Source organism: Sanguibacter suarezii NBRC 16159, from assembly GCF_001552735.1.
Taxonomy (GTDB): Bacteria; Actinomycetota; Actinomycetes; order Actinomycetales; family Cellulomonadaceae; genus Sanguibacter; species Sanguibacter suarezii.
Window position 1 is genome coordinate 447748 of record NZ_BCRT01000010.1, and the last position, 17404, is coordinate 465151.

13 protein-coding genes are annotated in these 17404 nt (G+C 71.6%); 4 read left to right on the forward strand and 9 right to left on the reverse strand.

What is annotated here, in order from left to right; genetic code table 11:
• Positions 1-2: 2 nt before the first annotated feature.
• On the reverse strand, positions 3-1355 hold the full coding sequence (locus SS2_RS06620; RefSeq protein ID WP_083941859.1) for an HRDC domain-containing protein: 1353 nt from the start codon (positions 1353-1355) through the stop codon (positions 3-5).
• 75 nt (positions 1356-1430) lie between these two features.
• A complete protein-coding gene (locus tag SS2_RS06625; RefSeq protein WP_369405201.1) occupies positions 1431-2015 on the reverse strand; it encodes a DUF3000 domain-containing protein in 585 nt (194 codons plus the stop codon).
• Positions 2016-2151: 136 nt separating this feature from the next.
• Here SS2_RS06625 and gnd point away from each other — a divergent pair, with 136 nt between their 5' ends.
• A complete protein-coding gene (gene gnd / locus SS2_RS06630) occupies positions 2152-3591 on the forward strand; it encodes an NADP-dependent phosphogluconate dehydrogenase (RefSeq protein ID WP_066462263.1) in 1440 nt (479 codons plus the stop codon).
• The gene (locus tag SS2_RS06635) at positions 3592-4839 is read left to right on the forward strand and encodes a carboxylate--amine ligase (protein WP_066462266.1); all 1248 of its coding nucleotides are present in this window, start codon (positions 3592-3594) and stop codon (positions 4837-4839) included.
• Positions 4840-4947: 108 nt separating this feature from the next.
• On the opposite strand, the gene SS2_RS06640 is transcribed toward SS2_RS06635, so the two are convergent.
• From SS2_RS06640 to SS2_RS06650, 3 genes are read right to left on the reverse strand one after another with little or no spacing between them, the layout of a single operon-like run.
• A complete protein-coding gene (locus SS2_RS06640) occupies positions 4948-5439 on the reverse strand; it encodes a hypothetical protein (RefSeq protein WP_066462268.1) in 492 nt (163 codons plus the stop codon).
• A gap of 10 nt (positions 5440-5449) precedes the next feature.
• Positions 5450-6310 carry a dihydrofolate reductase family protein gene (locus SS2_RS06645; protein WP_245643387.1) on the reverse strand — a complete coding sequence of 287 codons (861 nt, stop codon included), beginning with the start codon at positions 6308-6310 and terminating at the stop codon, positions 5450-5452.
• A complete protein-coding gene (locus tag SS2_RS06650) occupies positions 6303-6797 on the reverse strand; it encodes a SufE family protein (protein WP_245643388.1) in 495 nt (164 codons plus the stop codon). The genes SS2_RS06645 and SS2_RS06650 overlap by 8 nt, the downstream gene beginning before the upstream one ends.
• Positions 6798-6850: 53 nt before the next feature.
• On the opposite strand from SS2_RS06650, the gene zapE reads away from it, so the two are divergent.
• Positions 6851-7885 (forward strand): cell division protein ZapE, encoded by a 1035-nt coding sequence (zapE, locus tag SS2_RS06655; protein WP_066462270.1) that lies wholly within the window; start codon positions 6851-6853, stop codon positions 7883-7885.
• A gap of 45 nt (positions 7886-7930) precedes the next feature.
• Here the strand turns inward: zapE and SS2_RS06660 are convergent, their stop codons facing one another.
• The 4 genes from SS2_RS06660 to glgX all read right to left on the reverse strand — a co-directional run bounded on the left by SS2_RS06660 (position 7931) and on the right by glgX (position 15693).
• Complete coding sequence (locus SS2_RS06660; protein WP_083941906.1) at positions 7931-8980, reverse strand: PPK2 family polyphosphate kinase; 1050 nt, start codon at positions 8978-8980, stop codon at positions 7931-7933.
• Positions 8981-9074: 94 nt separating this feature from the next.
• Positions 9075-10862 carry a malto-oligosyltrehalose trehalohydrolase gene (gene treZ, locus SS2_RS06665; protein ID WP_066462272.1) on the reverse strand — a complete coding sequence of 596 codons (1788 nt, stop codon included), beginning with the start codon at positions 10860-10862 and terminating at the stop codon, positions 9075-9077.
• Positions 10859-13453 (reverse strand): malto-oligosyltrehalose synthase, encoded by a 2595-nt coding sequence (treY, locus tag SS2_RS06670; protein WP_066462274.1) that lies wholly within the window; start codon positions 13451-13453, stop codon positions 10859-10861. Before treY ends, treZ begins: the two co-directional genes overlap by 4 nt.
• A gap of 5 nt (positions 13454-13458) precedes the next feature.
• The gene (gene glgX / locus SS2_RS06675) at positions 13459-15693 is read right to left on the reverse strand and encodes a glycogen debranching protein GlgX (protein ID WP_066462276.1); all 2235 of its coding nucleotides are present in this window, start codon (positions 15691-15693) and stop codon (positions 13459-13461) included.
• A gap of 204 nt (positions 15694-15897) precedes the next feature.
• Here glgX and SS2_RS06680 point away from each other — a divergent pair, with 204 nt between their 5' ends.
• Positions 15898-17373 (forward strand): SulP family inorganic anion transporter, encoded by a 1476-nt coding sequence (locus SS2_RS06680; protein WP_245643390.1) that lies wholly within the window; start codon positions 15898-15900, stop codon positions 17371-17373.
• The last annotated feature ends 31 nt before the right edge of the window (positions 17374-17404 follow it).

Genomic DNA, 17404 nt, shown 5'->3' on the forward strand with positions numbered 1-17404 from the left:
CCCTACCGTGACGCGGGCGCACCGGAGGGCTGCGTCGGCTGCGGGGGCCGTGCAGTCGACAGGGCGGTCGCCAGATCAGCGGCCAGCAGCTCGACCTGCCACGGACGCGCACCGCGCGAGCGCAGCTGCTCGGCGACGGTCTGCTCGGTGATCTCCTTCGGAGGCGTCCAGCACAGCCGGCGCAGGGCGTCGGGCTGCAGCAGGTTCTCCACCGGGATGTGGTGGACCGTGGCCAGGTGCCCGACGACGGCACGAGCGGCCTCCAGCCGCGCCGCGGCCGCCGGGTCGCGGTCCGCCCATGCCCGGGGGGACGGCGGTGCGTCGGTGCGCGGGGCGTTGAGCGAGGGCAGCTGGTCGGCGGGCAGGGCGAGCGCCCGGTCGATGGCGGACTGCCACAGCACCGCCCGGCGCTGGGTGGCCTTGCCCGAGAACGCCGGCAGCGCGGTGAGCGCCGGGACGGACCGGGGCATGGCCTGGGCGGCGGCGATGATGGCGCGGTCGGGCAGCACCCGTCCGGGTGCCACGTCGCGGCGTCGGGCGTTGTCGTCGCGGGCGAGCCACAGCTCGCGCACGACGGCGAGCTGGCGGGCCTGGCGCAGGGTGTGCGAGCCCGACACGCGGCGCCACGGGTCCACCCGCGGGGCGGGCGGGGGAGCGAGGCGGACGGCCTCGAACTCCTGGCGGGCCCACTCGGCCTTGCCGGCGGCCTCCAGGCGGGCGGCCATCTTCTCCCGCAGCTCGACAAGCACCTCCACGTCCAGGGCGGCGTACCGCAGCCACTCCTCGGGCAGGGGGCGGGTGGACCAGTCCACGGCCGAGTGCTCCTTGGCTAGCCCCAGACCGAGCACCTCGGCGACGACGGCGGCCAGGCCGACCCGTTCCATGCCCAGGATCCGGGCGGCGAGCTCGGTGTCGAAGATCGAGGACGGGACAAGCTTCTGCTCGGCGAGGCCGGGCAGGTCCTGGGAGGCGGCGTGCAGCACCCACTCGACGCCGTCCAGGGCCTGGCTCAGCGAGGAGAGGTCCGGCAGGGCGATCGGGTCGATGAGCGCGGTGCCCGCACCGGCGCGGCGCAGCTGGACGAGGTAGGTGCTCTGGCCGTAGCGGTAGCCGGAGGCGCGCTCGGCGTCCACGGCCACCGGGCCGGTGCCGGCCGCGAAGGCGGCGACGGTGCGGGCCAGCGCCGCGGGGGTCTCCACGACGGCGGGGACGCCGTCAGCGGGGACCGTGAGGGGGGTCACGACCGGGCCGGGCGGCGTCTGTGGTGCGGCGTCGGACGCCGGGTGCGGTGCGCAGGGATCGGTCAGTGCGGGGTCAGTGGTGGCCGGGCCGCCGGCCGGTGCTGGTGAGCTCATGGGCCAACGGTATTCCTCGCAGGACCTGATCGCGGTATCGCCGCCCCGGCGGGCACGGGGTGAGGGCGGGTGAGATCAGCGGAACGGGCGGAGCGTGCGCACGCCGTCGGGCATGCGGGGGACGCCGGCGACGGCGGCGAGCATCTGCTCCCAGGCCAGCAGATGAGCGCCCAGATCGGTGGTGCGCGGGGTCCACGAGGCACGGATCTCGATCTCCACGCGGTCGCCGCGCCCGGCCATCGCTCCGAAGGTCTGGCTGACCACCCGGGTGACTGTGCCGCCGAGCACATCGACGTCGCCCACCTGGTCGGCGATGGAGTCCAGGGTCCAGGTCCAGGCGACCTCGTTGAGCATCGGGTCGGAGCCCATGTCGGCGTCGACGTCACCGCGCACGAGGGTCACCACGCGGAAGGTGCCCTCCCACTCGTCCTGACCGGCTGGGTCGTGCAGCACGATGAACCGGCCGTCTGCGAGCTCGTCCTCGTCCTGCGCCGCAGATCCTGGCCGCAGCAGGCTACCGGTCAGCGCCGCGGCGTAGGGAGCCACACGTGCTGGTCCGGGGACCTCGCTCAGGCGCAGGTCGGGGCGCACGGGCGTGGCGCGCAAGGAGGCCAGGGCGCGCACGAAGGCGTCGGGCGCGTCGTCGGCAGCGGTGATCACAGTCGCACTGTAGGTCGGACATGGGACAAAAACGCCGAGGCACGCCATCGTCACCGGGTGAGATGGGAGGAAGGGGGTGAGCCGTCACGGCTATTCTGTGGGGGAACCGAGTTCGAAGCCACGAAGGAGAACCTTGATGTCTGCACGCGCACAGATCGGCGTCACCGGCCTTGCGGTCATGGGCCGCAACCTCGCGAGGAACTTCGCCCGGCACGGATACACCGTCGCCGTCCACAACCGGTCCTACGCCAAGACTGCGTCGCTCATCGCAGACCACGGCTCCGACGGCGACTTCATCCCGTCCGAGTCCATGGCGGACTTCGTCGCCTCGCTGGCTCAGCCGCGCAAGGTCGTCATCATGGTCAAGGCCGGCGCTCCGACCGACGCCGTGATCGCCGAGCTCGTGCCGCTGCTGGACGAGGGCGACATCGTCATCGACGCAGGCAACGCCCACTTCCCTGACACCATCCGCCGCGAGGCTGCGCTCAAGGAGGTCGGGCTGCACTTCGTGGGGACCGGCGTCTCCGGCGGCGAGGAGGGCGCCCTCAACGGCCCCTCGATCATGCCCGGCGGCTCTGCGGAGTCCTACCAGTGGCTCGGCCCGATCCTCGAGGACATCTCGGCCAAGGTCGATGGCGTCCCCTGCTGCACCTACGTCGGCCCCAACGGCGCCGGCCACTTCGTCAAGATGGTCCACAACGGCATCGAGTACGCCGACATGCAGCTCATCGCCGAGGCCTACGACCTGCTCAAGCAGGGTCTGGGTGCCACCGCGCCGGAGATCGGCGAGATCTTCGCCGAGTGGAACAAGGGCGACCTGGAGTCCTTCCTCATCGAGATCACCGCCGATGTGCTCCAGCACACCGACGCTGAGACCGGCAAGCCCTTCGTCGACATCATCCTCGACCGCGCCGAGCAGAAGGGCACCGGCCGCTGGACGGTCCAGAACGCCCTCGACCTCGGTGTGCCGATCACCGGTATCGCCGAGGCGACCTTCGCCCGCGCGCTGTCCGGCTCCGTGCCTCAGCGCACCGCTGCCGCCGGCGTGCTCGTCGGCGATGCCGGCGCGTGGGAGGTCACCGACCGCGAGGCCTTCATCGAGGACGTCCGCCTCGCGCTCTACGCCTCCAAGGTCGTCGCCTACTCCCAGGGCTTCGACCAGATCGCCGCCGCCTCCGAGGAGTTCGGCTGGAACATCGACCGCGGCGCCATGGCACGCATCTGGCGCGGTGGCTGCATCATCCGGGCCCGTTTCCTCAACCGCATCACCGAGGCCTACGAGCGCGACGAGAACCTCGCGCTGCTGCTCGCTGACCCGTACTTCACCGAGAAGGTCGGCGAGGGTGTCTCGGCATGGCGCCGGATCGTCTCCCTCGCCGCGCTCAACGGCGTCCCCACCCCGGCCTTCGCCTCCTCGCTGTCCTACTACGACGGTGTCCGCGCCGAGCGTCTGCCGGCCAACCTCATCCAGGCCCAGCGTGACTTCTTCGGCGCGCACACCTACCAGCGTGTCGACAAGCCTGGCGTCTTCCACACCGAGTGGTCCCTGGACCGCAGCGAGACGCAAGAGTCCTGAATGACTGAGTTCCTCCCTGTCGGTGTCGGCGGCGACATCGGCGTGTATGCGCTGCTGCGGGCGTTCCACGAGCAGTACGGGACCCCCGCGGTAGCGCTGTCCTCGGTCGCCACCCGGGCCATGACCGACTCGACCTTCGTCACGAACGTCGTGGTCCCTGGGATCGACGACGCGGCCGTCCTGGTCACGGCGCTGGAGGAGGTGGCCGCGGCGCACCCTGGGGTGCGCCTGGTGCTGCTGACCAACGCCGACTGGTACGTGCGGGCGATCATCGAGAACCGCGAGCGGCTGGAGAAGCACTACCTCGTGCCGTTCTGCTCCCTCGACGTCCTCGACGTGGTCTCCAGCAAGGAGTCCTTCGCCGCCGTGTGCGCGCGGCTGGACATCCCGACCCCGCGGGAGGTGCCGGTCGACGTCGCCGACCTCACCGCCCGCGGTGGGCGGGAGCGGATCGCCGAGCTCGAGGTGGACCTGGACTTCCCGGTCGTGGCCAAGCCGTCCTCGAGCGCGGAGTACCACTACATATCGTTCCCGGGGAAGCGCAAGATCCACCACGTGGCCACCCGCGCGGAGCTCGACGAGCTGCTCGGCCACCTCGTCGACGCCGGGTACACCGGCACCTTCCTGGTGCAGGAGTTCATCCCCGGCGACGAGACGCAGATGCGGTCGCTGACCGCCTACCGCGACTCCCACGGAGACATCACGCTGCTGGCCACGGGCCGGGTGCTGCTCGAGGAGCACACCCCCGGCACGCTGGGCATCCCTGCGGCGATCCTCACCGAGCAGTACGAGGACGCGATGGAGGCAGCGAGCCGGTTCTTGGACGAGGTCGGCTATCTCGGCTTCGCCAACTTCGACTACAAGTGGGACCCGCGCACCGGGCGTCACGTGTACTTCGAGATGAACCCGCGGATCGGGCGCAACAACTACTACGTCACCGCGGCCGGGGCCAACCCGGCGCGGGTGCTCGTGGAGGACCAGGTGCACGGCAACCGGATCAAGCCGGTGCGTGCCTCGGGCGAGGTGCTCTACACGGTCGTCCCGGTGCGTCTGCTCATGCGCTACATCCTTGAGCCGGGGCTCCGGTCGCGCCTGCGCGCGGTCGTGCGCCGCGGCGCCGTGGTGAACCCGCTGAGCTACTCCCGCGACGGCGGGCTGCGGCGTCGGGCCACGGTGTGGGCGATGACGATGAACTTCTACCGCAAGTACAAGACGTACTACCCCAAGCCCACAGAGACCGGTTACTGACCGGCTTCTGACAGGCTCTGAGCCCAGGCACGACGACGGCCGCTGACCCAGCAGGGTCAGCGGCCGTCGTCGTACGCGGGTGTGGTGCGGGTCGGTGACCGGCTGAGGTCAGCCGATCTCGCTGGTGCCGGAGTACAGGTGCAGCACGGGCACGTGCAGCTCCTCGCGGGCGCGGGAGGCCCAGTCGCGGTGGAAGGTGTCCTCGACGAGGTGGGGGTAGGTCACCACGACGACGTCGCGGACGGCCTCGCCGCCCTCGGCGATCGCGTGCCGCAGGGCGGGCAGCGGGTCTTCGTCGACGAGCGTGCCGGAGGCGGTGCACCCGGCCGCCTGGAACTCCTTGATGCTCTCGGCCAGACGCTCGCTGGCTTCGGTGCGGGCCTCGGTCCGGGACGGCACTCCCTCGGTGGCGTCCTCCCAGGCCTGCTTGAACTGCCCGGAGTCCAGGTGCTCGAAGAGCGCCCCGAGCAGGCTCTGGTGGGTGTCGGCGGGGACGAGGACCCGGTAGGTGAGATCGTCGTCGCCGTACAGGCCGACGATCTTCGCGACGTCGGCGGTGAGCAGGGTGTCTTCGGTCAGGACGAGGATGATGTCAGTCACAGTGGACACCTTACTGCTGGTCACCGGCGAGGACCCAGCGTGCGAGCAGAGAGCCGTCACTGACCAGCAGGTGCCCCAGGCGCGCCGTGGGCACCGGGTCCAGGTACCACTGCGTGCGCACGATGCGCTCTGCCAGGCCTCCCACGAGCATCGGGCTCGTGGTCACGCACAGCTCGTCCACCAGGGACGCGGCCACGAGGTCGCCGAGCAGGGTGGGTCCGCCCTCGCACAGCACCCGCGACAGCCCGCGACCGGCCAGCGCCGCCAGTGCCGCAGCGAGGTCCACGCCACCGTCACCGGTGACGATCAGCCGGTCGGTGGGGACGCGCTCGTGGAGCACCTGGGCGCCGGCGGAGGTGGTCAGCACGAGCGTGGTCGCCGCACCGGGGGAGTCCAAGAACGACTCCGGCAGGTCCCCGGACCGCGTGACGACCGCAGTGACCAGAGTGGGTGCCAGACCCGCCGCGGCGCGCGTGGCCGCCAGGTCCGCCGGCACCTGCAGCGGGGTGTACCCCTCGGCGCGCACCGTCCCGGCGCCCACGAGCACGACGTCGGCCATCGCGCGCATCGCGCAGAACGCGCGGAAGTCCGCGGAGCTGTTGATCGACGCCGAGCGTCCGGTGGCCCCCCACGCGGAGCCGTCGAGGGTGGTCACCATGTTCGCGCGCAGCCAGGGGCGGTCGGTGGGCGCGGGGTGTGCGTACAGCGCGCACAGCGCGCGCTCGGCCGGGTCCGGGGCGATCCGGTCACCCGCTGCGGGGGTGGGACGCTCACCGGCACCGGCCACCGGACCCGAGCCGGCCACCGGACCCGCAGCGGGGCCGGTGGCGACCAGGACGTCCAGGTGCGGGACGGGCGCCTCCTCAGGCACCGGTCGCTCCCGGGCGCAGCCGCGCGAGCTGGTCGTGCACCTGACGCTGGATGCGGCCCTGCAGCGAGGCCATGCCGCCCAGTCGCAGCGGGCTGATGAGCGCGTCCAGCCCCAGCCGGGAAGGCAGGTCGGTCGGGACGGCGAGGACCTCGTCCGCGGTCAGCCCGGCCAGGCCTTCGCTGAGCACCCCGGCGAAGCCGCGCGTGGTGGGGGCCTCGGCGGGCGCGCTGATGTGGATCACCGTCGGGTGCGGGGCCTGCGCTGCGACCTCGGCGGCGACGTAGACGGGGGACTGGCACTCGGTGACCTGCTCCATGAGCGTGAGATCGCTCGCATAGGGCTCAGGGAGGTCGGGGACCTCAGCGCCCATCTCGACGAGCATCTCGAGGCGCTGCGCCGGGGCGAGCGCCCCGAAGTCCTCGATCAGCTCGGCGAGGGCCGAGGGGAGGGCAGCGGAACCGGGGGTGGATGCAGTGGTGATGGACACAGTTCCAGCCTAGGCCGTTCTCGCCTGGGCCGTCGCCGGTAAACTCGAGACTCGTGACTGCCGCTACGACGCACCTGACCCAGGTCCGTCCCCACGTCCCGACCCAACGACTCCTGGCTGACCTCGTTCCGCCGCGACACTTCGCCGGAGCGTCCTTCGCCTCCTACCGCTCCAACCCGCGCTACCCGAGCCAGCAGGCGGCCGTCGATCGTCTCGCCGAGGTCGCCGAGACCCTGACCGGCGGATCGAGCGGCTGGTTGCGACGCCTGCGCGGGGCACCCAAGAAGGCCCCTGCGGTCTACCTCGACGGCGGTTTCGGCGTGGGCAAGACCCACCTGCTGACCTCCCTGGCCCACGCGGTGGGCTCCGAGCAGGCGTACTACGGCACCTTCGTGGAGTACACCAACCTCGTGGGGGCCCTCGGCTTCGCCACGACGGTCGAGGCGCTGTCGACGAAGAAGCTCGTCTGCATCGACGAGTTCGAGCTCGACGACCCGGGTGACACGGTGCTCATGTCCCGTCTGCTGCGCGAGCTCGCCGACCGCGGCGTGGCGCTCGCCGCGACGTCGAACACGCTGCCGGACTCCCTCGGGGAGGGGCGCTTCGCCGCGGAGGACTTCCTCCGCGAGATCCAGGCGCTCGCTGCGCGTTTCGAGATCATGCGGGTGGACGGCGAGGACTACCGCCAGCGAGCGATCGTCCTGGACTCCCTCGGCATGCCCGACGACGCCGTCGTCGAGGCGGTCGCCGACCGCAGCGGTGCGATGATCGACGACTTCGACGAGCTGCTCGCTTACCTGTCCCGCGTGCACCCCAGCAAGTACGGCGCCCTGCTCGACGAGGTCACGCTGCTCGGGATGACCGGGGTGCACCCGGTGATCGACCAGTCGACCGGGCTGCGCCTCGTGGTGCTCATCGACCGTCTCTACGACCGTGACGTCCCGGTGCTGCTGGGCGGGTCCGGGCTGACCGACCTGTTCAGCGAGCAGATGCTCACCGGCGGCTACCGCAAGAAGTACTTCCGTGCGCTGTCACGCCTGGGCTCCCTCGCCCAGGACGGTCAGACCCTCGCCGAGACGGCTGCGTAGCGGCTCACCTCATGGGCGTCGCGTCGTGGCGCGCGGTGGTCACGCTCACGACTGCTCCAGGCGGGCGCGCTCGGCGGCGACGTCGAAGGTGGGCAGCGGCCAGGTGAGGTCCAGCCCCGTGAGGGCGTCCAGCAGGAGCTGGGACACCGCCAGCCGGGCGTACCACTTCCGGTCGGCCGGGATCACGTGCCAGGGCGCGACGTCGGTGCTCGTGCGGTCCAGCACGGCCTGGTAGGCCTGGCGGAAGTCGGCCCACCGGCGTCGGTCGTCGACGTCGGAGGGGTGGTACTTCCACAGCTTGTCCTCCCGCTCGAGCCGCGTGAGCAGGCGCTTCTTCTGCTCCTCGGGGGAGATGACGAGGACGACCTTGATGATCTGAGTGCCAGCGGCGGCGACCTTGGCCTCGAAGGCGTTGATCTCGTCGTAGCGCTTGCCCCACACCTCGGGCGTCACGAGCCCGTGCACCCGCGCGATGAGCACGTCCTCGTAGTGGGAGCGGTCGAAGACACCGAGATAGCCCGGCTGGGGCAGCGCGTTGCGCACCCGCCACAGGAAGTGGTGCTTGAGCTCGGCTGCGGTGGGCACCCCGAAGGAGGTGTGCATCACCCCTTGCGGGTCCACCTGGCCGACGACGTGGCGGACCACGCCTCCCTTGCCCGAGGTGTCCATACCCTGCAGGATGAGCAGCACCGAGCGGGTCCCGCCCGAGCGCCCGTCGGCGAAGAGCTTCTCCTGCAGCTCGGAGAGGCGCTCTCCGTTGGCCGCGAGCTGAGCCTCTGCCGCTGTGCGGTCGCCCGCCCAGCCGGGAGTCGAGGAGCAGTCCAGGGCGTCGAGGTCGCCGGGGCGCAGGGCCTCGGCGGCCGGTTCGATCCAGCCGACCGGGTGCTGAGCGGTCTTCCCCGACGCCTTCGAGGACTTGGACGCCTTCGCCGACTTCTTGGCTGCCTTTTTCGCCTTCTTCGCCAGCGCCTTCAGCTCGGCCTTCTCAGCCTTCTTGGCTTTCTTCGACTTCTTGCCCTTGCCCGCACCTTTGCCCTTGTTCTTGGCCGCAGGCGGGGCGGACGTGGCGGACCGCGGGGATGTGGACGTGGACATCATGCCTCCGGACGGCGTCCGTCTGCGACGACGGACGCGCTGAGTGCGCTGGGCTGCTGCGGGTGCCGCGGTGGGTGCCTCTGTCTGTGCGATGCTAGCCGACCACCGCGACGCCGCGACCTGGGACGGTGAGCACGGCGTCGGCCACGGTGGACTCGCCCCACGACGCCAGGATGTCACCGCCGGCGGGCAGCGGGGTGCGCTGGGCGGACGGGGCGAGGTTCACCGCGACGGTCACGGGTCCGCGCTCCACGATCAGCAGGCCCTCCCCGGGACCCGCGTGCACCCGCACCGTGCCGCGATCACCGCTCGACAGGGCGGGCACGGTCCGGCGCAGCTCGACGAGCCGCCGGTGCCAGCTGAGCAGCTGCGCGTGGCGGGGGTCGTCCGGCTCGGACCAGTCCAGCCGGCTGCGCTCGAAGGTGAGCGGGTCCTGGGGGTCGGGGACGTCCGCGGTGGCCCAGCCGTGCGCCGCGAACTCCGCGCGCCGTCCGTGGGTGACCGCGCGGGCCAGGTCCGGGTCGGGGAAGTCGGCGAAGAACAGCCACGGGGTGGACGCACCCCACTCCTCGCCCATGAAGAGCATGGGGGTGAAGGCGGAGGTCAGCACGAGGGCCGCGGCAGCCGCGGCGAGGTCGAGGTCGCGGCCCCCGGCCTCGTGCGCGGCTGACCCGGGCCGGTCACCCAGCGCCCGGTTGCCGACCTGGTCGTGGTCGCAGGAGAAGACCACGAACCGGTGCCCGTCGATGTGCTCGGGGACCGGGTGGCCCCACGGGCGCCCGCGGAAGGTGGACCAGCCGCCGTCGTGGACGAAGGCGCCGGTCAGCGCGCGGGCGAGCACGTCTACCTCGCCGAAGTCCGCGTAGTAGCCCTGGCGCTCGCCCGTGAGCAGAGCGTGGATGGCATGGTGGACGTCGTCGGCCCACTGGGCGGTCATGCCGAGCCCGCCCTCGGCGACCGGGGTGACCGTGGCCGGGTCGTTCGCGTCCGACTCGGCGATCAGGGCGAGCGGCCGCCCGATCGTGCTGGACAGCTCGGCCACCGCGCTCGAGAGCTCGGCGAGCAGGTGCACGGGGGAGTCGTCGGCGATCTGGTGCACGGCGTCCAGGCGCAGGGCGTCGATGTGGAAGTCCCGCAGCCACCGCAGGGCGTTGTCGATGACCCACCGGCGCACCTCGGTGCTGCCCGGACCGTCGACGTTGATGCCCTGCCCCCACGGAGTGTGGTGACGGTCGGTGAAGTACGGGCCGAACACCCCCACGTAGGCGCCGCTGGGACCGAGGTGGTTGTAGACGACGTCGAGCGCGACCGCGATGCCGGCCGCGTGCGCGGCGTCGACGAAGCGGGCCAGGGCCGCCGGGCCGCCGTAGGGCTCGTGCACGGCGTAGAGGTGGACCCCGTCGTAGCCCCAGCCATGCTCGCCGTCGAAGGCCGCGACCGGCATGAGCTCGACCATGTCCACGCCGAGGTCGCGCAGGTGACCCAGCCGCTCGATCGCGGAGTCGAGGGTCCCGCCCGGGGTGAAGGTCCCCACGTGCAGCTCGTAGAGGACCGCGCCCTCCACCAACCGCCCGGGCCAGGCCTGGTCAGTCCAGGCGAAGGCGGAGGTGTCCACGGCCTGGCTGGGCCCGTGCACCCCGGCCGGCTGACGCGGGCTGCGCGGGTCAGGCCGCGGCGGCCCGCCGTCGACGCTGAACCCGTACCGACGGTCCGCCCAGCCGCCGGGGACCGGGGCAGACGGCACCCACCACCCGGGCCGGTCGGCGTCGGGCACCAGGGGCAGGTGCTCGTCGGCGGGGGAGAAGGTGTCAGCGCCCGCGGGCACCAGGACGAGGTCGACGGTGGTGGCGGCCGGTGCCCACACCGCACCCGCCGCGCTCATCCGCGCGCTCCGTCCGCGGTCGCGGCGTCAGTGCCCGCCGTGGTCGCCGTGCCCGCCGTCTCAGCCGGGACGAGGAGAGCCACCGGCAGCACGTCCAGCAGGTCAGCCACCGGGCCCAGGCCGCCGGAGACCGGTCGGCCGGTGAGCACGTCCAGCCAGTCGCCCTCGGGCAGGGCTAGGGTGTGCTCGCCCCACCCGCCCAGCCGCGCCAGCCGCTCCGCGCCGCAGGTGGCCACGGTCACCGCGGCCGGCTCGCCCCCCTCGGTCCGGACGAAGGCCAGCGTGCTGCCCGACGACGCCGCGAGCGGCCGGTACCCGGCCTCGGGTCCCACGAAGGCTCCGGGGCGGGCGCGCCGCAGGCGCAGCGCCTGGGAGGTCACCCACAGCTTCTCCTCCGCCAGGTCCCGCGGGCGGGCCCCGTCGTCCAGGCGGGCCAGCGTGGCCGCGAGGTCGCCGGTGTGCACGCGCTGGCGGTTGTCCGGGTCGACGAGGGTCGGTGCGAGGGTCTCGCTGCCCTGGTAGACGTCGGCGACCCCAGGCATGGTCAGGCGCACGAGCTTTGTGCCCAGGGTGGCTGCGCGCACCGCCGGGGCGGTGCGCACGGCCCACTCCCGGTACAGGTCCATGCTCACCGGGTCGTCGAGCACCCAGCCCGCGAGCGCGAGCACCGCGTCCTCGTAGTCGGCGTCGGGGTGGACCCAGGAGGTGTGGGTCTTGGCCTCGCGGACGGCCTTGCGCAGGTACTGCTCCAGGCGCTCGCGGCTGATCGGGCCGTCCGCCGGGGCGGCGGCGTGCGACCAGGTCCCTGCGATGGTCTGCCACAGCAGGTTCTCGGTGCGGCCGTCGACGGCGACGCTGCGCGAGCGGGCCGAGCGTGCCCGCAGCGCGGTCACCAGGTCCGCCCACTCGTCGGCGACCTCGGAGAGCACACCCAGGGTGGCCCGGGTGTCCTCGCTGCGCTTGGTGTCGTGGGTGGACCCGGCGGTCAGCGCGGCCGGGGTGTGGTTGAGCAGCTGGGAGGAGAAGGCGTGGAAGTCGTCGAGCCCGAGGGCGAAGCGGCTCGGCTCCCCGCCCACCTCGCACAGGGAGGTCAGGTGGGTCCAGCGGTAGAAGGCCGTGTCCTCCACGCCCTTGGCCATGACCGCCCCGCAGACCTGCTGGAAGCGCACCACGAGCTCGTCGCGGCGGGCCTCGCGGGTCCGGCCGGCGCTGCCGGCCTCGCGTCCCAGCAGCAGGTCCACGAGCACGTCGAGGGTCTGGGCGCGCTCGGCGTCGAGCCGGGTGCGGGCCCGGGCCGCCGCGGCGGCCATCGCCTGGAGGGAGTCGCGGGAGGTGACCTCGCCGGGGACCACATAGGCGCGGTACCGCTCGAAGGACACGAGCAGCTCGGTCAGGCACGCGTGCAGGGCGCGCCAGGTGTGGTCGCGCAGGCGCAGGTCGTCATGGCAGATCTCGGCGGCGAGGTCGGTCAGGCGGTGCACCTCGGCGTACAGCGGACCGGCGATCACCTCGCGCTTGGACTCGTCGACCAGGGCCGGCAGACCGTCGCTCTCGTCCCCGGTGACCCGGTGCATGACGCTCGCCAGACGAGCCTCACCGGCCGGGTCGACGAAGGTCGACTGCACCCGCCACAACCCTTCGTAGCCGGTGCTGCCCACCGTGGCCCAGTCCCTGGGCAGCTCCTCGTCGCCGGCGAGGATCTTCTCCACGACGAGCCACGCCCCGCCGGTCCGCTCGTTCAGCCGCGCCAGGTACCCGGCCGGGTCCGCCAGCCCGTCCGGGTGGTCGATGCGCAGCCCGTCGACCACGCCCGTGCGCACCAGCTCGAGGATGAGGCCGTGCGTCTGGTCGAACACCTCTTCGTCCTCGACGCGGATCGCCACGAGCGTGCCCACGTCGAAGAACCGGCGGTAGTTGAGCTCCTCGTCACCGACCCGCCAGTGCGCGAGGCGGTAGTGCTGACGGTCGACGAGCTCGACCATCGGCAGAGACTCGGTGCCCTCACGGACCGGGAAGACATGATCGTAGTAGCGCAGCACGAGGGTGGGTCCGCTGCCAGGCACGTCCAGCGTCTCCAGGGACAGCTCGCCCGCGGCCAGCACGTCGCCGATGCGTGAGCCGAGCACCGGCATGAGCACCGCTCCGTCGTCGGCGGAGAGGTCCATGTCGAACCACCGGGCGTAGGGCGAGGCCGCGCCGTGGGCCAGGACCGACCACAGCGCACCGTTGTGCCACAGCGGGGTGGGGACGGCCATGTGGTTGGGCACGATGTCCAGCACCAGGCCCATCCCGGCCGCGCGGGCGCTCGCGGACAGCCGCTCCAGCCCGGCCCGCCCACCCAGCTCCGCGCTGACCGTGGTGTGGTCGACGACGTCGTAGCCGTGGGTGGATCCCGGCGCCGCCGTGAGCACGGGAGACAGGTACAGATGGGTCACCCCGAGCGAGGCGTAGTAGTCCAGGTGCTCCCGCACGTCGTCGAAGGTGAGGTCGGCGCCGAGCTGGAGGCGGTAGGTGGAGATCGGGAGCGGGTGCCCGGGCGCCGGGAACCGGCGGTCCACGGCGCGCTCGCCGGCAGGTCCGTGCTCGATCATGACGGTCAGCCTTCCAGCGGGGGCCGGGTGAGAAGCACCATGCTGCGCGCCGCCACCATCCGGGTGCTGCCGGCCGCCAGCGGCGTCGCGGCAGGCTGGCGCATGTCGATCCGGCCCGACGTCGAGTGCTGACCGGCCACCGGTGCGGCGACCATCCCGGTGACCGGCTCCGCCGCGACGGCTGAGGCGAGCACGGCCGCAGCGGTCGCCTCTTCCCCGGGCTGGGCCGTGTCGAAGACCACTGACCACGACTCCCCGAACTGCGCGTCCGGGAGGGTGAACTCGAGCTCGTCGTCGTGGGCGTTGAACAGCACGAGGAAGCTGTCGTCGACGACGCGCTCGCCGCGCTGGTCGGGCTCGGCGATGGCCTCTCCGTTGAGGAACACGGCGACGGAGCGCGCGAAGCCTTGGTCCCAGTCCTCGTCCCGCATGTGCTCGCCGTCGACGTTGAGCCACGCGATGTCGCCGAGGGCGTCGTCAGACCAGTCGTGGTCCCCGGAGAAGAACCGGCGACGGCGCAGCACCGGGTGGCGCAGACGCAGGTGCACGAGGTGCTGGGTGAAGCTCAGGATGTCACGCTTGCTGTCGTCGAGGTCCCAGTCCACCCAGGAGAGCTCGTTGTCCTGACAGTAGACGTTGTTATTGCCCTGCTGGGTGCGGCCCAACTCGTCGCCGTGGGCGATCATCGGCACCCCCTGCGACAGCAGCAGGGTCGCGAGGATGTTGCGCTGCTGGCGGGCGCGCAGAGCGAGGATCTCCGGGTCGTCCGTGGGACCTTCGACGCCGCAGTTCCAGGACCGGTTGTGGCTCTCGCCGTCGTTGTTGCCCTCGCCGTTGGCCTCGTTGTGCTTCTCGTTGTAGCTGACGAGGTCGGCCAGGGTGAAGCCGTCGTGAGCGATGACGAAGTTCACCGAGGAGATCGGCTTGCGGCCGGTGTGCTCGTAGAGGTCGGAGGACCCGGTGATGCGGCTCGCGAACTCCGCCAGCGTCGCCGGCTCACCCCGCCAGTAGTCGCGCACCGTGTCGCGGTACTTCCCGTTCCACTCGCTCCACATGGAGGGGAACCCGCCCACCTGGTAGCCGCCGTCGCCCAGGTCCCACGGCTCGGCGATGAGCTTGACCTGGCTGACGATCGGGTCCTGGTGGACGAGGTCGAAGAAGGCAGAGAGCCGGTCGACCTCGTGGAACTGGCGGGCCAGGGTCGAGGCGAGGTCGAAGCGGAAACCGTCCACGTGCATCTCGGTCACCCAGTACCGCAGGGAGTCCATGATGAGCTGGAGCACGTGCGGGTGGCGCATGAGCAGGGAGTTGCCGGTGCCGGTCGTGTCGAAGTAGTGCTCGGGGGCGTCGTCGACCAGGCGGTAGTAGGCCTGGTTGTCGATGCCACGGAAGCTCAGCGTCGGGCCCAGGTGGTTGCCCTCGGCGGTGTGGTTGTAGACGACGTCGAGGATGACCTCGATGTTCGCCTCGTGCAGCGCCTTGACCAGGGTCTTGAACTCCTGGACCTGCTGGCCGGTGCTGCCGGAGGAGGAGTAGCGGTTGTGCGGGGCGAAGAAGCCGATGGTGTTGTAGCCCCAGTAGTTGGACAGCCCCTTCTCCACGAGGGTGGAGTCGTTGACGAACTGGTGGACCGGCATGAGCTCGACGGCGGTCACCCCGAGCTCGGTCAGGTGGGCGATGACGGCGGGGTGCGCCATCCCTGCGTAGGTGCCGCGCAGCTCCTCCGGGACGGCAGGGTGCAGCTCGGTCATGCCTCGCACGTGCGCCTCGTAGATGACGCTCTCGTGGTACTCGTGGGTCGGGGGACGGTCATGGCCCCAGTCGAAGAAGGGGTTGATGACCACGGACTTCATGGTGTGCGCGGCGGAGTCCTCGTCGTTGCGCGTGTCCGGGTCACCGAAGGTGTAGGAGAACAGGCTCTGGTCCCCGTCGACGTCGCCGTCGATCGCCTTGGCGTAGGGGTCGAGCAAGAGCTTGGAGGGGTTGCACCGCAGGCCACGGGAGGGGTCGTAGGGCCCGTGCACCCGGAAGCCGTAGCGCTGGCCCGGCTGGACCGAGGGCAGGTAGGCGTGCCAGACGAAAGAGTCGACCTCGTGAAGCTCGATCGCGGTCTCGGTGCCGTCGTCCTCGAACAGGCACAGGTCGATGCGCTCAGCCACCTCGGAGAAGATGGCGAAGTTCGTGCCGCTCCCGTCGAAGGTGGCGCCAAGGGGGTAAGGGTGTCCAGGCCAGATCTGCATGGAGACAGACTGCCCTACGAACGTCTGATCGTCCTGTGCTCTGGCCAGGTGTTGCGAGAGTCACGCCGCAAAACGCCCTGATCTGCACCGACGGTCCAAAACGAATCGCCGGGCGGTGCCTTTGCTGGACCCGGCGCGCCCGTTCCGGCGCTGGCAGGCGGAGCGGCGGCCCCGCTGCCGTAGCCTGTTGACTTCGTGACAGCTGTGACCCCTCCCGCGACCGTCCGGGCTGCCCTGCGCAGCCCTCGGCTGCTGCGCACCGAGGTGCTCGGTGGCCTCGTCGTCGCCCTCGCGCTCATCCCCGAGGCGCTCGCCTTCTCTGTCATCGCCGGCGTCGACCCGCGGGTGGGCATCTTCGCCGCCTTCACCATGGCGGTGTCCATCGCCTTCCTCGGCGGCCGCCCGGCGATGATCTCCGCGGCGACCGGAGCGGTGGCCCTGGTCATCGCCCCGCTCATGGCCTCCCACGGGCTGGACTACCTCATCGCCTGCGTCATCCTCGCCGGCCTCATCCAGGTGGCGCTCGCGGTGTGCGGTGTGGCGCGGCTGCTGCGGTTCATCCCTCGCTCGGTCATGGTCGGCTTCGTCAACGGCCTGGCGATCCTCGTCCTCATCGCCCAGCTGCCCGAGCTCATCGACGTGCCGTGGGTGGTGTACCCGCTGGTGGCGACGGGCCTGGCGATCATCGTGTGGCTCCCGCGCCTGACCACCCTCGTCCCCGGCCCCCTGGTGGCCATCGTCGTGGTGACCGCGGCCGTGGTGGTCTCTGGGGTCACGGTGCCCACCGTCGGCGACAAGGGCGCGCTGCCTGACTCCCTGCCCACGCTGTTCCTGCCCGACGTTCCGCTCACCCTGGAGACGCTGCAGATCATCGCCCCCTACGCGCTGGCGATGGCCGTCGTCGGGCTGCTGGAGTCCTTGCTCACCGCCAAGCTCGTCGACGACGTCACCGACAGCGGCTCGAACAAGACCCGCGAGGCCTGGGGTCAGGGCGCGGCCAACGTCATCACCGGCTTCCTCGGCGGGATGGGCGGCTGCGCGATGATCGGCCAGACGATGGTCAACGTGAAGATCGCCGGTGCGCGGACGCGGCTGTCCACCTTCCTCGCCGGCGTCTTCCTGCTCGGCCTCGTCGTGGGACTGGGCGACCTCGTCGGCCTCATCCCCATGGCGGCCCTCGTCGCAGTGATGATCATGGTGTGCGTGGCCACCTTCGACTGGCACTCCATCCGACCCTCGACCCTGCGCCGGATGCCCAAGAGCGAGACGACCGTCATGATCGTCACCGTCGCCCTCGTGGTGGCCACCCACAACCTCGCGATCGGCGTGGTCGCCGGGGTGCTCACCGCGGCCATCCTCTTCGCCCGCCGGGTGGCGCACGTCGTCGAGGTCCGCCGCACCCTGTCCGGGGACGGCACGTCGGTGCGCTACGAGGTGCTCGGTGAGCTGTTCTTCGCCTCGAGCAACGACCTGTTCAGCCAGTTCGACTACGCCGGCGACCCCGAGACGGTGGTCATCGACCTCACCGGGGCGCACGTGTGGGACGCCTCGAGCGTGGCCGCGCTCGACGCGGTCGAGACCAAGTACGCCCGGCACGGCGCCACCACGTCGATCATCGGCTTCGACCCGGTCAGCGCGCAGATGCACGCGCGCCTGGCGGGCCACCTCAGCGCCGACTGAACCTGCAGGTCACCGCGCCGCGGGCGGGCTT

Excerpts from the sequence above, each read along its gene's own strand:
- treY (WP_066462274.1), bottom strand. The coding sequence starts at position 13,453 with ATGATCGAGCACGGACCTGCCGGCGAGCGCGCCGTGGACCGCCGGTTC.
- SS2_RS06660 (WP_083941906.1), bottom strand. The coding sequence starts at position 8,980 with ATGTCCACGTCCACATCCCCGCGGTCCGCCACGTCCGCCCCGCCTGCG.
- SS2_RS06635 (WP_066462266.1), top strand. The coding sequence starts at position 3,592 with ATGACTGAGTTCCTCCCTGTCGGTGTCGGCGGCGACATCGGCGTGTAT.
- treZ (WP_066462272.1), bottom strand. The coding sequence starts at position 10,862 with ATGAGCGCGGCGGGTGCGGTGTGGGCACCGGCCGCCACCACCGTCGAC.
- gnd (WP_066462263.1), top strand. The coding sequence starts at position 2,152 with ATGTCTGCACGCGCACAGATCGGCGTCACCGGCCTTGCGGTCATGGGC.
- SS2_RS06620 (WP_083941859.1), bottom strand. The coding sequence starts at position 1,355 with ATGAGCTCACCAGCACCGGCCGGCGGCCCGGCCACCACTGACCCCGCA.
- glgX (WP_066462276.1), bottom strand. The coding sequence starts at position 15,693 with ATGCAGATCTGGCCTGGACACCCTTACCCCCTTGGCGCCACCTTCGAC.